We start from the raw sequence: 17,225 nt of genomic DNA, 5'->3' as shown, positions 1-17,225 counted from the left end.
CCTCCCGGTACAGGGGGTCACAGCCGGGCGATGTCGCCGACCGGGAAGCGGGGGGCGCGGCGCGGTGGGGTGTGTCCGGAGAGCAGGATCAGCCGGGCCGCGCGGTGCCGCTGGCCCTCGTAGGGGGCGAGGAGTTCGAGCATCTGCTCGTCGGTGGTGCCGCGGCGGCCGGTGAGCGCATAGCCGATGATCTTCGGCAGATGCAGATCGCCGACGGTGATCGCGTCCGGGGCGCCGAGGGCGCGCTGGAGGGTCTCGGCGGCGGTCCACGGGCCGATGCCCGGTATGGCCGTCAGCCGGCGGGTGGCGTCGGCGAGGTCCATCCGCGCGGCCTCTTCCATGCGGTGGGCGACGCGTACGGCGCGCAGGGTCGCGGCGGAGCGTTTGGCGTCGACGCCCGCGCGGTGCCACTCCCAGGACGGGATCAGGGCCCAGCCGCGGGCGTCCGGCATCACCCGCATCCGCGGCCACGGCCCGGGGGCGGGCGCACCGTGCCGCTGCAGCAGCAGCCGCCAGGCGCGGTATGCCTCGTCGCTGGTGACCTTCTGCTCCAGGACCGACGGGATCAGCGATTCCAGGACCAGGCCGGTCCTGGCGAGCCGGACGCCGGGGTGGCGGCGGCGCGCCTCGTGCACGATGCGGTGCCGGGCGGTCAGCGCCGCCGGGTCGTCGGACTCCCCCAGCAGATCGGGCAGCCGCTCCAGCAGCCAGTCGGCGCCGGGACCCCACGCCTCGGCCTCGACGCGGCCGACGGCCGGGCGGGCCGTGACACACACCGTGCCGGGGCCCTCGGGCGTACGGCAGGCCCGCCACACCGCGTCACCGCACACCGCGAAGGCGGGGTCGCCGGGGCCGCGTTGCAGCACGCCCAGGGTGCGGTGCAGGTCGAGGGGGCCGGGCGGCACCCAGGTGCGGGCGGGCATGCGGCCAGGTTAAGCGATGGGGTGCGGGGCGATGCCCGCCTGTGGACAACTCGGGCTGTGGATGACTCGGGACGCGGCGGGGCGGGGCGGGATACGGCGGTTCCGGCCCGTGCAGATCCGCCTGCCGGTCGGGCGGCCTTCTCTGCTGCCGACTGGTCTGAGCGGCCTACCGGCCGGAGCGGCTACTGGTCGGATGAGAAGCGCACCGCGCCGTCCGGGATGCCGGCACCACACCAGACGCGGATGCCGTCGCGCAGCTCGTTGTCGGCGCCGATCCGTGCGCCGTCGCCGATCACCGCACCGTCCAGGACCGTACGGGCCCCGATGCGCACCCCGGCGCCGATCAGCGAGTCGCGGATCTGCGCACCCGGTTCGATCACCGCGCCGTCGAGGACGGCGCTGCCGTCGATCCGCGCGCCGGCGCCGACGGTGGCGCCACGGCCGACGACCGTACCGCCGCTGAGCTTCGCGTCCGGGGCGACCTCGGCGGTCTCCAGAATCAGCCGGTCGCCGCGGCCGCCGGGCACCGCCGGGGACGGGGCACGGCCCAGGACCAGGTCGGCGGAGCCGCGGACGAACGCCTGCGGGGTGCCGAGGTCGAGCCAGTAGGTGGAGTCGACCATGCCCTGGAGGTGGGCGCCGTCGGCCAGCAGGCCCGGGAAGGTCTCCCGTTCGACGGAGACCGGGCGGCCGGCCGGGATGGTGTCGATGACCGACCGGTTGAAGACATAGGCGCCCGCGTTGACCTGGTCGGTGACGATCTCCTCGGGCGTCTGCGGCTTCTCCAGGAAGGCGGTGACCCGGCCGGTGTCGTCGGTAGGTACCAGACCGAAGGCGCGCGGGTCCTCGACCCGGGTGAGGTGCAGGGAGACATCCGCGCCCGTGGTGCGGTGGGTGTCGACCAGGGCCGGGATGTCCAGGCCGGTGAGGATGTCGCCGTTGAAGATCAGCACCGGGTCGCCGGGGGCGGAGTGCAGCCGCGAGGCGACATTGCGGATGGCGCCGCCGGTGCCCAGCGGCTCCTTCTCGGTCACGTACTCCAAGTGCAGCCCTAGGGCCGCCCCGTCGCCGAAGTACGGCTCGAAGACCTCGGCGAGGTACGAGGTGGCGAGAACGATGTGCTCGATGCCCGCGGCACGGGCACGCGCCAACTGGTGGGTGAGGAACGGCACTCCGGCCGCCGGGACCATCGGTTTGGGCGTATGCACCGTCAGCGGGCGCAGTCTGGTGCCCTTGCCGCCGACCAGGAGGATCGCTTCTGTCACCTTGTCGTCTCTGCTTCCTGCGGGGGTCGGTCGGTCGGCGGACCAGTTTAGGCAGACGCCGTCCACTGCGCTGTGCCTGGGCTTCCGCTGCGCTGTGCCTGGCCCCACGTTCTTGGCTGTCCCGCCGTTGCACCTGCGGTGGGCGTCCGCTGCGCTGTGCCCGAGCCGACGTCCTCGGCTGTCCCGCCGTTGCACCTGCGGTGGGCTGTTGCCGCTGCGCGGGGCTGTTCGGCAGCGGCGCCGGACCTCCGGACTCCGTCCCGCGGTCCAGCACCTCCCGAGGGAGTGGGAAGAAGACCGGTGGGGGTACACGTCGTCGGTCATGTGCCCCCCGTGGTCGCGATCACAGGCACCCGACAGACGACATGTGTCCCACCGGCCCCTACCACCCACCGTCGGGAGGATGGGGGCACCTCCCCTGCCCTTCAGGCTATGGGGGAGGGCCGCAGGACGGAGTCCGGAGGCCCGTCACCGCACCCGAAAAACCCACGCCCGCCGCAGGCGCAACGGCGGGACAGCCAAAGCGTCGGCCCAGGCAAAGCCCAGCGGAGCACTCAGCCGGCCCGGACCAAGCGCCGCGTACGCTAGGCGCGATGAACGCCAACCCCACCCCTGCCGACCTCCTGCATTCCGCCCTCGCCGCGGACCCGGCCCGCCCCCTGGTGACCTTCTACGACGACGCCACCGGTGAGCGCGTGGAACTGTCCGTCGCCACCTTCGCCAACTGGGTGGCGAAGACGGCCAACCTTCTCCAGGGTGATCTGGCCGCCGAGCCCGGCGACCGGCTCGCGCTTCTGCTGCCCGCCCACTGGCAGACCGCCGTCTGGCTGCTGGCCTGCTCCTCGGTCGGCGTGGTCGCGGACGTCGGCGGCGATCCGGCCGCGGCGGACCTCGTCGTCAGCGGCCCGGACACGCTCGACGCGGCGCGCGCCTGTTCAGGTGAACGGGTGGCGCTGGCACTGCGCCCACTGGGCGGCCGCTTCCCGCAGCCCGTGGCGGGCTTCGCGGACTACGCCGTCGAGGTGCCGTCGCAGGGCGACCGGTTCGCCCCGTTCGCTCCGGTGGCCCCGGGCGCGCCGGCGCTGGTCGTCGACGGGGCGGAGCTGACCGGCGCCGGGATCGGGGCGCGTGCCCTGGCCGACGCCGCCGCGGCCGGGATGCCGCAGGCGCCGCGGGTGTTGTCGGCGCTGCCGTACGACAGCTGGCAGGGACTGTCGTACGGGCTGTACGCACCGCTGGCGGCGGGCGGCTCGGTGGTGCTGTGCCGCCATGCGGAGCTGCTGGACGCTGACGGGGCGGCAGCCCGCGAGACCAGCGAGAAGATCACGTTCAAGGCTCCGGGGCCTTCCCGGTCATAGCGGCGGGGGTTCCCCGCGCCGTCGTTCGGGCGTGGGGAGGTACACGAGGTGCCCACCCGGGGCCGTCGCTCCCCCGTCCGGCGGACCGGAGCCCCTCGAAGGCCGGCCGGTCCGCCGTTTTCGGTCCATGCTCGTGCGTACGGGAAACCCTTGAATACGGGAAAACCTTGAGTGCGGGAAAACCGTGAGCACGGGGAAAACCCTGTGCGGGGAAAGCCCTGCACAGGGCAAACCTGGAGCACGTGCCACCACCCAAGTGCGTACAACCTTGCGCGGGGTCCGCCCGTCTCCTGTAGTACCGGGCCCCGCATACGGGCGCGCCGCCGACTCCGTGAGGGAGGGACGCACACGTGACCAGATTCGGCGGCTGGCCCGAGCGCCCCGGGGGGCGGCGGGGGTCCGACGGCCCCCCGCCGCCTGCCCTGCGCTCCCGCCGTGGCTGGATGCGCTGGACCGCGCTCGGCTTCGCCGCGCTGGTACTGCTCGCGGCCGGTACCGGCTGGGCGCTCTTCACCAAGCTCAACGGCAATATCCGCAGCGACCGCGACACCCAGAACGAGCTGGAGAAGTACGAGGCGGAGCGGCCCGACCCGGGCCCGCCGAACGCCGAGAACATCCTGCTGATCGGCTCCGACACGCGCGGTGACGGCAACGGGGAGTACGGCACGGACAACGGCACCCAGCGCTCGGACACCACGATCCTGCTGCACCTCGCGGCGGACCGGAAGAGCGCCACCGCGGTGAGCATCCCGCGTGACCTGATGGTGCGGGCGCCGCACTGCAGGCGCTCCGACGGCAAGGAGGTCGACGCTCAAACGGTGCAGTTCAACTGGACTTTCCAGTTCGCGGGCGCCGCGTGCACGATCCGTACCGTCGAGAAGATGAGCGGTATCCGGATCACCCACCACATGATCATCGACTTCGTCGGTTTCAAGAAGATGGTGGACGCGATCGACGGCGTCGAGGTCTGCCTGCCGCGGCCCATCAACGACCCGGAAGCACATCTCGTACTGCCCGCGGGACGCCAGACACTGCGCGGGGAGGCGGCACTGGGCTATGTCCGGGCCAGAAAGAGCTTGGGCAACGGAAGCGACACCCAGCGTATGGAACGGCAACAGGAGTTCCTTGGCGCTCTCGTGAAGAAAGTGAAGAGTAATGGTGTGCTCCTCAATCCGACGCGGATGTATCCGCTGTTGGATGCCGCGACGAGTTCGCTCACCACGGACGAGGATCTGGCTTCGCTCACCGGGCTGTACGAATTGGTCCGCAGCATGCGTGGCATTCCCACCGGACGGATCCAGTTCCTGACCGTGCCGCGTACGGCCTACCGCTACGACCCCGGCCGTGATGAGCTGGTGCAGCCGGCCGCGGGGCAGCTCTTCGAGCAGCTGCGCAGGGACCTTCCGGTGAAGGTGGGGTCGGCGGAGGACCGGGAAGTCACGTCCCCGGACGGCGAAGCCACCGGAACACGCCCGCCCTCCGGAAGTCCCGATCCGACCTTTCCGGGAACCACCGCAGAACGCGGGATCTGCGAATAAAGACGACGCAAAGGTACGCTCAACGACTCGATTGGAATGGGCGGATTGCCCAGTTGTAGGGACGTGGAATTTGTCACGGACGTCGCTCGACGCTGAACTGGGCGGATAGTGTGAGCGCTCCGGTCTGCCGGACTCGGCGGACCGTTACCTGTGACCGTGTTAACCGTGTAGCGCACAATCGACCGACCGAGCGCCTTGAGGGGATGGCGCCGACGGAGGACTCAAGGCACCGTGGACGCGCAAGGCCGTGGGCGTGCGGGCGACAATGTCGATCCCGCCGATCAGTGGGTGTTCGATCCGGACACCGGGAACTACGAGCTGCGACTTGACCCTGCCGGTCAGGCGGTGGCTCGGCCCTCCCCCCGCACCGGGTCCCGCTCCAGACGTGCCCAGGCGCAGCCGACCGGCCGCACGACGAGCACGGCCTCGGCCTCCTCGGGCGGGGACACCGACACCCGCCCGCTGCCGACCCAGCGCGGCCGCCGTCGCGAGGCCGTCGCAGAGGGGGCGGGCGAGCGTCCCACCGGCGGCCGGGCGTCGCGACGGGCCGCCGAGCGCGCGGCGATGGGATCAGCGGCGGGCCCGGTGAGCCGCCGTAAGCGCAAGCCGAAGAAGTCCGGGAAGAAGAAGGCGCTGTACTGGACGGCCGGGACGCTGGGGTTCGTCCTCGTCGCCGCCGGCGGCGGCGTGTTCTACCTGTACCAGGAGCTGAACGGCAATATCAGCAAGGTCGACGTCGGCGAGGAGCACCCCGCGGTCACCGACGGCCCGGTCAATCTCCTCATCATCGGCACGGACGCCCGCTCCGGTAAGGGCAACCAGGGCTACGGCGATGCCGGCAGCGTCGGGCACGCGGACACCACGATCCTGATGCATGTCTCCGAAGACCGGTCCAACGCGACGGCGTTGAGCATCCCGCGCGACTTGATCACCGACATCCCGGACTGTCCGACGAAGCAGGCGGACGGCTCGGAGAAGACCATCCCGGGCCAGCAGGGAGCGCGCTTCAACACCAGCCTCGGCCAGGAGGGCCGCGATCCGGGCTGCACCTGGCGCACCGTCGAAAAGCTGACCGGCCTGAAGATCAATCACTTCATGATGGCCGATTTCAACGCGGTCAAGGAGCTGTCCGAGGCGGTCGACGGCGTCGAGGTGTGCACGGCCAAACCCATCAACGACCCCAAGTCACATCTGAAGTTGTCGGCCGGCCGGCACATCGTCAAGGGCGAGCAGGCGCTGGCGTTCGTCCGTACCCGGCACGCCGTCGGATTCGGCAGCGACCTGGACCGGATCAAGATGCAGCAACAGTTCCTCGGCTCGCTGATCCGCAAGCTGAAGTCCGACGCGTTCTCCAGCCCCAGCAAGCTTCTCAGCGTCAGCCAGGCGGCGACCAAGGCACTCACCGTCGACACCGGTATCGGCAGCGCGAAGAAGCTGCTGGCCTTCGGCAACGACCTCAAGAAGGTCGACATCGACAAGATCACCTTCGCGACGGTGCCGGTGCTGGACAACCCCAGGGACCCGGCCACCGTCATACTGAACAAAGCCAGCGCGGAGCCGCTGTTCCGGATGGTGCAGGCGGACCACCCCCTGGTCAAGGGCAAGAAGTCCAAGGGCAAGAAGAAGGGCGCGCCGGTCAAGAAGGCCCCGCCGGAGCTCGTCCGGGTCGATGTCAGCAACGGCAGCGGGCAGATCGGCGCGGCACAGGAGACCGTGGACTGGCTGCAGAACGTCAAGGCGGCCAAGCTCTCCACCAACGCCGGCAACGCCCCGTCGAAGGCGGCCACCACCCGTCTCGAATACGCCCCGAACCAGGCCGACCAGGCCGCCACGCTCGCCGAGTGGATGGGGCTGCCGAAGAGCGCGCTGAAGAAGTCGTCGCAGGACGCCGGCGACCGCGTACCGATGAAGCTCATTCTCGGCAAGGACTTCACGACACCGGGCACGCCGATCGAGGCGCCTACCGAAACACCTGACGATGTGCAGAACGTCAACGCGGGTGACAAGAACATCTGCGCCAAGTGAACGAAGACAAGAACATCTGCGTCACAAGTGAACAGAGTGAGAACCGGCCGCCTCCCAGGGGCGCCGAGCGCACCACAGAACTGACAACGGGGAGAGGGCCGAATGCGGCAGAGCAGTGTGCGTGGTGACGGGAGTCGGGGCCCGGGGGGTGCCCAGGCGCTGGGCTGGGACGACAGTCCCTACGAAGACGGCGGCCTGCCACCGGACGCGCCGGGCTGGGAGCCGCCCGAGGAGGGTGCCGTACCGGCCGACGCGGGTGACGGCCCGTCCGGCGGGGGCGGCCGCCGCAGAGCGCGGCGGGAGCGCCGTGGCAAGGGCCGCAAAGTGCTGCGCTGGACGGCCCTGGGTCTCTGCCTGCTGCTGGTCTGCGGGGCGGCCGCCGGTTATCTCTACTACGAGCACCTCAACTCCAACCTGCGCAAGGCTCCGAGAAACCTGGGCGGCGGCGGCCTGAAGAAGCCGGACCCCAACGCGTTCGGGCAGACCCCGCTCAACATCCTGCTGCTGGGTTCCGACGGCCGGGACAAGAAGGAGAACATCGAGCTCGGCGGCGCCCGGCAGGACGCCGACCGCAAGCCGCTGGCCGACGTCCAGATGCTGCTGCATGTCTCCGCCGACCGCAGCAACATGTCGGTGATGTCCATCCCGCGGGACACCCGTGTACGGATACCCCAGTGCACCGACCCCAAGGACGGAACGGTCTATCCGCAGACCACCGGTGCCATCAACCAGTCGCTCCAGCACGGCGGTCCGGGCTGCACGCTGGCCACCTGGCAGGAACTGACCGGCATTTACATCGACCACTTCATGATGGTCGACTTCGCCGGTGTGGTGGACATGGCGGACGCCATCGGCGGCGTCCCGGTGTGCGTCGACCGCAATATCTACTCGCACGACAGCAAGGGCCATGGCAGCGGACTGCGGCTGACGAAGGGCACCCACGCCGTCAAGGGCGTCCAGGCCCTCCAATGGCTGCGCACCCGCTACGGGTTCGAGGACAACACCGACATCGGCCGGGCCAAGGCCCAGCACATGTACATGAATTCGATGGTCCGCCAGCTGAAGAAGGACGCCAAGCTCACCAACCCCGGAGAGCTGCGCGATCTGGCGGAGGCCGCGACCAAGGCGCTGACCGTCGACGAAGAGCTCGACACCGTCAAGAAACTCTACGACCTGGGCGGTGACCTCCAGCGGGTGCCGACCAAGCGCATCACGATGGCCACCATGCCGTGGCAGTACAGCGCCGGCGAGCAGTACGTCATCCCCAAGCCCGGCGAGGCGGAGCAGACCTTCGCGCTGCTGCGCAACGACATCGCGCTGGACGGCAAGGACGCCGAGAAGAAGCCGTCGCCCGATCCCAAGCCGTCAACTCCCAAGAGCGAGCTGAAGGTTGTCGTGCAGAACGGCACCAACAGCAGCCTCTCGGGACCGGTCTCGGGCCGTGCGGGCGTCATCCAGCAGCGACTGGCCGGCCTCGGCTACACGGCGGCCGGCACCGACACCGGTCTCACCAGGCAGGCGGACACCACGCTCACCTACAAGGGCAAGGAGCGGCGGGGCGACGCGCTCGCGCTCGCCAAGGCCCTCGGTCTGCCCAAGAGCGCGGTACGGGAGTCCAGTACGGCCACCGAGCTCCGGCTGGTGGTGGGCAACGACTGGCGCTCCGGGACGGAGTACCCGAAGAAGGCGGGTGACGACAAGCCGGCGGACAAGGCCCCGGACAGCGCGGACGCGCTCAACGGCGAGGACGACAAGGCGTGTATGAAGGTGAATTCGCAGTACACGTTCCAGGGGGGTGGGGGGCCGAAGGCACCCCCTACTCCGCACCCGACGACGAGGCGACCACCGCCGGCCGGCGGCTGGCGATGACCTTCCTGGCGAGGGAGCGCGGGCTGGTCAGGAAGCCCACACCCCACGACATGTGCATGGTGGCCAGCGCCACCGGGATCTGGGCGCGCGCCTTCAGGGACAGCCCCTTGCCGGCCGGCACCGAACCCGCCGTGATGGCCGCGAGATAGCCGGCCGGGACGACGAACCCCCACGGCGTCAGGGCCGCGCCGACGACCACGCCCGCCGCGATCGCGCACACCGCGGTCGGCGGCGCCAGATACCGGAGGTTGATCGAGCCGGCGTGGTAACGGGCGACGACGTGCCGCCACTTGCCGTAGTCCTTGTACTGCTTGGCCAGCGCCCTGATGCTCGGGCGGGGCCGGTACCGGACCTTCAGCTCCGGTGAGAACCAGATCCGGCCACCGGCCTCACGGATGCGGAAGTTCAGCTCCCAGTCCTGGGCGCGGATGAACTCCTCGTTGTAGCCGCCCTGCTGCTCCAGCGCCTCCCGCCGGAAGACACCCAGGTAGACGGTCTCGGCGGGGCCCGCCGCGCCGCCGGTGTGGAAGGCCGCGTTGCCCACGCCGATCTTCGACGTCATCGCGGCGGCGACCGCGTCCTCCCAGGCGTTCTCGCCCTCGGCGTGCATGATGCCGCCGACGTTCTGCGCACCGGTCTCCTCCAGGAGGCGTACCGCGGTGGCGATGTAGTCCGGCGAGAGCATGCCGTGGCCGTCGACGCGTACCACGATCGGGTGGCGCGACGCCTTGATCGCGGCGTTCAGCGCGGCGGGGGTGCGTCCGGTCGGGTTGGGCACGGTCCGCACCCGGGCCCGGGGGTTCGACGCGGTCTCGGCGACGAGTTCGGCGGCGATCTCGTCCGTACGGTCCGTGGACGGGCCGAGGGCGATCACCACCTCCATCTCACCGGCGTACTCCTGCTCCAGGATGTGCCGGACCGCGTTGCGCAGATGACGTTCCTCATTGAGCACCGGCATGATCACGGAGACGGCCGGGGGCTGCTGCTGGGGCATGGTTCCTCGGGGGTACGGCCCGCGGCGGCCGCCATCGACGGCAGCGCTCGCCGGGAGACTGCGGTATCGCGGTTCACGTTACCGCGAACGGGGGACGGGGACGGACGGCAGCCGGGTGGCCGGGCGGCCGGCGCCCGGCGTGTGACGCTTTGCAGCCGATCTTATGGGACTACGGTGGGCTGACCGTATTCGTCCGCCCCTCCCCCCGTCCCGGCCGCTCCCCCTCCCGGCTCACGCGGGGGCCTCCATGACCGGGCCCGGCCACCGCTCACATCCGTCCGCCGCGGAGGTGTCCCCCCGTGACCGCGCCGTTCCGCTCCCCACGCCACCGCCCGGTGCCGGGCAGCCCGGCCGGGCGCCGGCAACCGCCGCGGAAGCGCTGGCGGCTGCGGACGTACGCGGCCGCGTCCGTGCTCGTACTGGCCGCGAGCGGCGTCGGCCACGCCATGTTCACCGGCGTCGAGAGCGGCATCGGCCGGGTGGACGCCTTCAAGGGCATGAACGACCGGCCCGGGGGCGGCAGCGGCCTGAACTTCCTGATCGTCGGCACGGACCGCCGCGACAAGCTCTCCAAGGAGGAGAAGGACCGCTACCACCTGGGCGGCGATCCCTGTCACTGCGCCGACACCCTGATGCTGGTGCACCTCTCCGCCGACCGGGACCGCGCCAGCGTCGTCAGCCTGCCGCGCGACTCGTACGCCGAGGTCCCCGCCCATACCGACGACGCCACCGGCACACCACGTCCCAAACACCCCGTCAAGCTGAACGCGGCGTACGCGGAGGGCGGCCCCAGCCTCACCGTGCGGACCGTGGAGCACATGACGGGGGTGCATATCGACCACTATCTGGAGGTCGACTTCACCAGCTTCATGCGGAGCGTGGACGCGGTCGGCGGAGTGGAGATCTGTACCGTACGGCCGCTGAAGGACAGCTATTCGGGCCTGGACCTGCCCGCCGGCAAGACCGTGCTCAACGGCGGCCAGGCGCTGCAGTACGTGCGCGCACGCCATCTCGACGGCTCCGCCGACCTCGGCCGGATGCAGCGTCAGCAGCGCTTCCTGGCCGCCCTCATCGACAAGATCACCTCCTCCGGAGTGCTGATGAACCCCATCCGTTTCAAGGACGTCACCGACACGATCCTGGAGTCCGTACGGGCCGACGGCGGCTTCGACGCCAATGACATGGCCGACCTCGGACAGGCGATGCGCGACTTCACCCCGTCCTCCTCGGAATTCACCTCCGTACCGCTGCTCAAGGGAGCCGTCACGGTGCCGGGCGTCGGCTCGACCGTGCGCTGGGACCCGGTGCGGTCGCGGCAGCTCTTCGACGCCATCCGCCGGGACGAGGCGCTGGCCGTACACCCGGCCAAGAAGAAGAAGCCGGCCACGCTCGTGGAGGTGCCGCCGGCCCGGATCCAGGTGCAGGTCGACAACGGCACGCCGAAGCCCGGCCTGGACACCACGGTCGCGGAGCAGCTGCGCGCCACCGGCTTCACCATCACCGGAGTGCCCGGACATGCCGCCGGTGTGCCGGGCCATGCCGCCGCCGATACCGCCACCGTCCCGCCGGCCTCGGCCTCCCCCTCCCCCATGGACACCCCACGCACCGTCATCGCCCACGACCCGCGCTGGAACCGCTCGGCCCGTTCGCTGGCGACCGCGCTGCCCGGCGCGGAGCTGCGCCCGGTGGCGGGGCAGGGCCCGGTGATGCGGGTGACGGTCGGCCGGGACTTCACAGCGGTGCGGCCGGTGCGGGCGCAGGAACCGCCACAGCAGGGGGACGGGTTCTCGGCGATCACGGGTGACGAGGCGGTGTGCGCATGACCGTCCCCTCGCCCCGTTCCAAGTTCCGGTCTCCCCGATCCAGGTTCCGGCCGCCCGTGGACCGCCGCCCGGACGCGCGCCGCTGTGTGCGGCGGTCCGGGGTCGCCATCGCGGCACTCCTCCTGGTAGCGGCGACCGCGGCCGCGGCGCCGCCGGCCCCCGCCGACCCGACCGGCTGCGGCACTCTGGTGCACGGTCGGCTGTGTCTGCGCGGCCCGGTGGGAGCGGACGGGACGTACACCGCGACGTACCGGCGGGACGGCGTCCGCGACGAGATCACCGTACGGCTGGGCTATCAGCGCAAGAACGCCAAGATCACCGCATTTCCCGGCTGGTTCGGCAGCCGGCGCACGCTGCGCGGCGCCGTGGGCCTGAGCGGCCGTGTCCAGATGCTCCCCGACGAATGCATCCGGGGCGTCATGAAGCACGGCAAGACGGTGTTCGTCACGAAATGGAGCTGCGGATGAGCAATCTCGTCACGAAAAGGAACTGCGGATGAGCAGTTCAGGGCACGGAAGACAGGCTCGGATCCCTCAAGGAGCGCATCGTGTGGCAGGTCGTACTGGGCATCACCCCCACCACGGTGACGCTCTTCCTCGCCCTCTCGCTGGCCCTGGCGCTGGCGCTCGCCCTGTGGGCCGCCCGCGCCCCGGGCAGCAGCGCGCCGCGCGCCACGGCCGTGGCGCTGCTGGGCGGCTGGCTGCTGCTCCTCCTGGTGGCGACGCTCGCCCCCAGCCAGCCGATCGGCTCCGGGGACGCGACGGTGTGGTGGCGGCCCGGTGAGGGGCTGTTCGACCCGGGCGCCCAGCTGCAGCCCGCGGAGCTGGCGATGCTGGTACGGCAGCAGATCGCCAATGCCGCGCTGTTCCTGCCGGTGCCGCTGTTGCTGCGATTCGCGGCGCCGCGCTGGCCGGCCGCCGCGGCGTTCCTGCTGGGTGTGGGCCTGTGTGTGGTGATCGAGGCGGCACAGCTGGTGATGCGGGCCGGGCGGATCGCCGATATCGACGATGTGCTGTGCGCGGCGGCCGGCACCGCCCTCGGCGCGGCGCTCGCCGCGCTGGCTCAGCTGGTGGTGACGCTCATGCCGAAGCCTCGCTCCGCTCGGCCTCGCACCCGCGAGCCGCGCACCTTTCCATGATCCTCCCCCAGCCTCCGGCCGGGGAGACCCCCATGCTGCGCTCGCTCATGTGTCGTCGAGCCCTTCCGCGGCCCGTCGTTCGCGCAGCTCCATGATCGCGCGCCGCCGGGCGAGGCGATGCGTACGGCGGATCTGCGCCTCCTGGTAGCGGCGTTTGTCCCGCTCGGTCTCGGGGAGCACCGGCGGTACCCGGCGCGGTTTGCCCTGCTCGTCGACGGCGGCGAAGACGAGATAGGCCGAGCCGACCTGCTGCGGCGGGCTGGATTCGTTCCAGCGCTCGGCCAGGACCCGGACGCCGACCTCCATCGAGGACCGGCCGGTCCAGTTCACCTGGGCCTTCACATGCACCAGGTCGCCGACCCGCACCGGCTCCAGGAACGCCATCTCGTCCATGGACGCGGTCACCGCGGGCCCGCCGGAGTGCCGTCCGGCGACCGCGCCCGCCGCATCATCGACCAGTTTCATGATCACGCCACCGTGCACCGTGCCGAGGAGGTTGGTGTCGGCGGCGGTCATGATGTGCGACAGCGTGGTGCGCGAGACGGAGGTCGGCTTGCCGGCCGGCTCGCCGTCCGGGCTGTTGGTGACGAGTTCGGTCATGCGGCCAGCCTAAGCGGGGGCTGTGACGGCCCCGCTCCACACCGCCCGTGACGTAGCTCTCGCCGCCCACGCTCCCATGGGCCGCCGCCCGTGACGTACCTCTCGCCGCTCGCGCGCCCATGAGCCGCCCGTCACGTACCTCTCGCCGCCGACGCGCCCATGGGCCGCCGCCCCGTGACATCGGTCGCACCGGCCACGCCGGAAACCATCCGGAATGGATGCTTCATCGTCCGCGTCGGAATGGTCACGGCTCATCGTCCGCGTCGGGATGGTCACAGCCCTTCGCGATATGCGGCGGAACAGCGCCGTCGCTTTGCATCAGCTCTGCAACAGCCCTGGCCCGATCCGGCACCCGACCTATTGGAGCAGGCCCGTGGCATGCACACTTCCCCGTATGAACGAGTGGCCCAGCGAGCAGAGTGGCAACCGGTACGGACGCGGCAGCGGCGCCGACCCGGAGGCCGCGCGCGCCATGCCGACGGTGCGGCGCGACGCCGGCCCCGGCTACCCGCGCAGCGAACCGCCGCTGCCCCCGCGGATGTCCCCGCGCCGGGGCACCGTGCCGCCGCAGTCCCAGGGCTACGACGACTACGACAGCGGCTACAACACCGGCCAGGTCTACGGCGGCGGAGGCCGCGGCGGTGGCGGGGACGGCTACCGCAATCCCGGCGACGGCTATGGCGCCCGGCCGCGCCCCCGCTGGGGCCGCCGCATCAAGCTGACCGTGCTGACGCTGGTCGCACTCCTCCTCATCACCTCGGTGGCCACCTACTTCTGGGCGGACGGCAAGATGCGCCGCGAGGTGGACCTGAGCAAGGTCATCGACCGTCCGGAGACGGGCGACGGCACGAACTACCTGATCGTCGGCTCCGACAGCCGCGAGGGCATGTCCGCCGAGGAGAAGAAGAAGCTGCACACCGGCTCCGCCGAGGGCAAGCGCACCGACTCGATGATGATCCTGCACGACGGCAGCAACGGCCCGACGCTGATCTCGCTGCCCCGCGACTCGGACGTCGAGATTCCGTCCTTCGTCGGCTCCGACTCCGGCAAGAAGTACCCGGGCACCGGCCGGCACACCAAGCTCAACGCGGCCTACTCGGAGGACGGCCCGGAGCTGCTGGTGCGCACCGTCGAGTACAACACCAAGCTGCATATCGACCACTACGTCGAGATCGGCTTCGCCGGCTTCGCCAACATCGTCGACGCCATCGGGGGTGTCGAGATGAACATCCCCAAGGCGTTCAAGGACAAGGACTCCGGCGCCGACTTCCAGGCCGGCAAGCAGACGCTCGACGGCCAGCAGGCCCTCGCCTTCGTCCGGACCCGGCACGCCTTCGCGTCGCAGGACCTGGAGCGCACCAAGAACCAGCAGAAGTTCCTGGCCGCGCTGGCGAGCCAGGCCGCGACGCCGGGCACCATCCTCAACCCGTTCAAGCTCTACCCGACGATGGGCGCCGGCCTGGAGACCCTCATCGTCGACAAGGACATGAGCCTGTGGGACCTGGGCCAGATGTTCTTCGCGATGAAGGGCGTCACGGGCGGCGAGGGCAAGTCCATGAACATGCCGGTCTCCGGCAGCAACGGCGGCAACCTCGTCTGGGACAAGAACAAGCTCCAGCAGCTGGTCAGCCAGCTGAAGAACGACGAGAAGGTCACGGTGTCGGGCGACTGACGCATGGCCTGCGGGCGCCCAGGACACAGGGCCCTGTACCGCAGTTGCGGTACAGGGCCCTCGTCCTGTGCGATGTCCGCTCGCCGGATACGGCTCGCTGACTTACGGCAGGTTCCGCGCCATCACGATCCGCTGCACCTGGTTCGTTCCCTCATAAATCTGGGTGCTTTACAGGCCATACGGCTCTGATCTGCATGGATCCCCCTCCTGAAGGGGTCCCCCAGGATTCCCCCAGGATCGCCACCGCGTTCCCCCTGCTCAGGATCGTGCATGGAATCTTTCGCGGCTAAGGCCCTCTGCCTGCCCCCCTTGACGCTGCTCAGCCGGAAGAGTGAGGCTCGTGCACATCCGTGCAACTGACTCGGTAGAGGAGTGCCCAATGGCCCTAAAGTTCTTGGGGATTTGGCCCAACACCCCCGATGACGGCTCGCCCACGATCTGGCTGGAAGACACAACTGGCGACCTGATCATCCAGTCATGGAAGGCGGACGAGGAGACCGTCCGGCAGGCGCAGGAAGTCGGCTCGGTGCCCGGTCACTCCACGGACGTTCCGGACCACGAGACCGTGATCCGGCTGCCCGCAAACATGCTCCAGTTCATCCCCCGCCCGGACAGTGAGGACAACGGTGGCAACAGCGGTTCGTGAGGCTCTCGCGAAGGCGCAGCGCTCAGCGATGCACCTTGAGATGCGGGACAGCTACATGCGGGATGACCCCGAGTTCATCCGCTGGCAGGAGGGGCACCGGTACGACCCGGCCGACCGTGAATCGTGGTGGCGCTCGTGGCTGGACGTGGTGGCCGAGACGACCGGCCGGGGTGTGGTCATGCGGCGGCTGCGCGTGGTCTCCGAGCCACTGAGTGACTACGTGCGGTACGAGTACGACGGCACGTTTACGAACGTCGCAGCAGGTGAGGACGTGCGTTGGCTGCCTCGCTCGCGGGCGCGTGATCTGCTGCTCCCCGCGCTGGACGGGTGGGTCATGGACGAGGAAACCGTGATCCTGCACCACTTCAGCGGCGAGGGTCAGTGGACCGGCCCGCGCATGGAGGTTCTGCACGAACCGGCGTTGGCCGCGCAGTACGTCACGGCGTACGAGGCGGCGTGGGAGCGCGCGATTCCTCACGCGGAGTACCGGCCGAGCTGATCGCACACCATGGCCGTCTCTGCTTCTTCCAGTGCCCAGGAGGCCCGGCAGGCTCTCGCGGATCGACTCGGGGAGCTTTGCCGGGATGCCGGGCTGACCGGGGCCGAACTTGCTGATCGCTGCGAGTGGAGCCGGTCCAAGTCGTCCCGGATCATGAACGGCCGTACACCCCCGTCCGCCGACGACATTCGGGCGTGGTGCCGAGCGTGCGGGGCCGAGGGCCAGGCCGAAGACCTGATTGCGATGCTTCGGACGGCCGAGGGCATGTGGGTTGGCTGGCGACGCATGGAGCGGGCAGGGCTCAAGCAGGCCCAGGAGGCCCGCCTGCCGCTGTACCAGCGGACCCGCCGTTTCCGCTCCTACTCCTCCTGGCTCGTGCCGGGCATGATCCAGACGCAGCCGTACACGACGGCAGCTTTGCAAGCGATCCAGCAGCGGCGCGGCCTGGTGGACGACGTAGCCGAAGCGGTCGCCGCCCGGATGGAGCGTCAGCGGGTCCTGTACGAGGGTGACCGGCAGTTCGCGTTCCTCGTTGAGGAGTCGGTGTTGCGAGCCGGGATCGGCGGCGCTGAGATCATGGCCGGACAACTTGGCCACCTGGTCTCGATTGCCTCACTTCCCAATGTCAGCTTGGGAGTTGTGCCCATGACGCCGGATCGGGAGCGCTGGCCGGCCGAGGGGTTCTGGATCTATGACGCGGCGCAGGTCAACGTCGAGTTGATCTCTGGATACCTCACGATCACGCAGCCAAGCGAGATAGCCCTGTACGCCGAGACGTTCGCGGAACTGGCAGCACTGGCGGTCTACGGGGCTCCCGCTCGCGCGCTGATCACATCGGCCTTGGATGCCCTCGGGTGATTGGCGTGCAACCTCAT

15 protein-coding genes are annotated in these 17,225 nt (G+C 70.3%); 11 read left to right on the top strand and 4 right to left on the bottom strand.

The genetic code is table 11. The features are described from left to right. Positions 1–17: 17 nt before the first annotated feature. Complete coding sequence (locus K9S39_RS27335; protein ID WP_248865954.1) at positions 18–923, bottom strand: DNA-3-methyladenine glycosylase family protein; 906 nt, start codon at positions 921–923, stop codon at positions 18–20. Between the two features lie 182 nt (positions 924–1,105). Continuing rightward, positions 1,106–2,188, bottom strand: coding sequence for a mannose-1-phosphate guanylyltransferase (locus tag K9S39_RS27330; RefSeq protein ID WP_248865953.1), 1,083 nt, complete (start codon positions 2,186–2,188; stop codon positions 1,106–1,108). 593 nt (positions 2,189–2,781) lie between these two features. Here K9S39_RS27330 and K9S39_RS27325 point away from each other — a divergent pair. The 4 genes from K9S39_RS27325 to K9S39_RS27310 all read left to right on the top strand — a co-directional run bounded on the left by K9S39_RS27325 (position 2,782) and on the right by K9S39_RS27310 (position 8,978). Continuing rightward, on the top strand, positions 2,782–3,546 hold the full coding sequence (locus K9S39_RS27325) for a TIGR03089 family protein (RefSeq protein WP_248865952.1): 765 nt from the start codon (positions 2,782–2,784) through the stop codon (positions 3,544–3,546). Between the two features lie 350 nt (positions 3,547–3,896). Next, entirely contained in the window at positions 3,897–5,084 is a 1,188-nt protein-coding gene (locus K9S39_RS27320) for an LCP family protein (protein ID WP_248865951.1), read from the top strand. 231 nt (positions 5,085–5,315) lie between these two features. After that, positions 5,316–7,109 (top strand): LCP family protein, encoded by a 1,794-nt coding sequence (locus K9S39_RS27315; protein ID WP_248865950.1) that lies wholly within the window; start codon positions 5,316–5,318, stop codon positions 7,107–7,109. 102 nt (positions 7,110–7,211) lie between these two features. Continuing rightward, entirely contained in the window at positions 7,212–8,978 is a 1,767-nt protein-coding gene (locus K9S39_RS27310) for an LCP family protein (RefSeq protein WP_248865949.1), read from the top strand. Here the strand turns inward: K9S39_RS27310 and K9S39_RS27305 are convergent. Then, a complete protein-coding gene (locus tag K9S39_RS27305; RefSeq protein ID WP_248865948.1) occupies positions 8,926–9,972 on the bottom strand; it encodes a glycosyltransferase family 2 protein in 1,047 nt (348 codons plus the stop codon). The two genes, K9S39_RS27310 and K9S39_RS27305, sit on opposite strands and share 53 nt — an antisense overlap. A gap of 299 nt (positions 9,973–10,271) precedes the next feature. Here K9S39_RS27305 and K9S39_RS27300 point away from each other — a divergent pair, with 299 nt between their 5' ends. From K9S39_RS27300 to K9S39_RS27290, 3 genes are all read left to right on the top strand, one after another. After that, complete coding sequence (locus K9S39_RS27300) at positions 10,272–11,795, top strand: LCP family protein (protein ID WP_248865947.1); 1,524 nt, start codon at positions 10,272–10,274, stop codon at positions 11,793–11,795. 56 nt (positions 11,796–11,851) lie between these two features. Beyond that, positions 11,852–12,262, top strand: a complete 411-nt coding sequence (locus K9S39_RS27295; RefSeq protein ID WP_248865946.1) for a hypothetical protein — start codon at positions 11,852–11,854, stop codon at positions 12,260–12,262. A gap of 80 nt (positions 12,263–12,342) precedes the next feature. Further along, positions 12,343–12,933, top strand: a complete 591-nt coding sequence (locus K9S39_RS27290; RefSeq protein WP_248865945.1) for a VanZ family protein — start codon at positions 12,343–12,345, stop codon at positions 12,931–12,933. A 45-nt stretch (positions 12,934–12,978) separates the two neighbouring features. On the opposite strand, the gene K9S39_RS27285 is transcribed toward K9S39_RS27290, so the two are convergent. After that, complete coding sequence (locus K9S39_RS27285; protein WP_248865944.1) at positions 12,979–13,533, bottom strand: acyl-CoA thioesterase; 555 nt, start codon at positions 13,531–13,533, stop codon at positions 12,979–12,981. Between the two features lie 394 nt (positions 13,534–13,927). On the opposite strand from K9S39_RS27285, the gene K9S39_RS27280 reads away from it, so the two are divergent. The 4 genes from K9S39_RS27280 to K9S39_RS27265 all read left to right on the top strand — a co-directional run bounded on the left by K9S39_RS27280 (position 13,928) and on the right by K9S39_RS27265 (position 17,208). Beyond that, positions 13,928–15,205 (top strand): LCP family protein, encoded by a 1,278-nt coding sequence (locus K9S39_RS27280; RefSeq protein ID WP_248865943.1) that lies wholly within the window; start codon positions 13,928–13,930, stop codon positions 15,203–15,205. A 379-nt stretch (positions 15,206–15,584) separates the two neighbouring features. Continuing rightward, complete coding sequence (locus K9S39_RS27275; RefSeq protein ID WP_248865942.1) at positions 15,585–15,851, top strand: hypothetical protein; 267 nt, start codon at positions 15,585–15,587, stop codon at positions 15,849–15,851. Next, positions 15,832–16,350, top strand: a complete 519-nt coding sequence (locus tag K9S39_RS27270; RefSeq protein WP_406708023.1) for a DUF6879 family protein — start codon at positions 15,832–15,834, stop codon at positions 16,348–16,350. Before K9S39_RS27275 ends, K9S39_RS27270 begins: the two co-directional genes overlap by 20 nt. Positions 16,351–16,359: 9 nt before the next feature. Then, positions 16,360–17,208 (top strand): helix-turn-helix domain-containing protein, encoded by an 849-nt coding sequence (locus tag K9S39_RS27265; protein ID WP_248865940.1) that lies wholly within the window; start codon positions 16,360–16,362, stop codon positions 17,206–17,208. Positions 17,209–17,225 lie beyond the last annotated feature (17 nt).

Origin of the sequence: Streptomyces halobius (genome assembly GCF_023277745.1) — a bacterium.
In the GTDB taxonomy this organism is placed as follows: Bacteria; Actinomycetota; Actinomycetes; order Streptomycetales; family Streptomycetaceae; genus Streptomyces; species Streptomyces halobius.
Note: the sequence above shows the minus strand (reverse complement) of the source record. Positions and strands in the feature narration are given on the sequence as shown.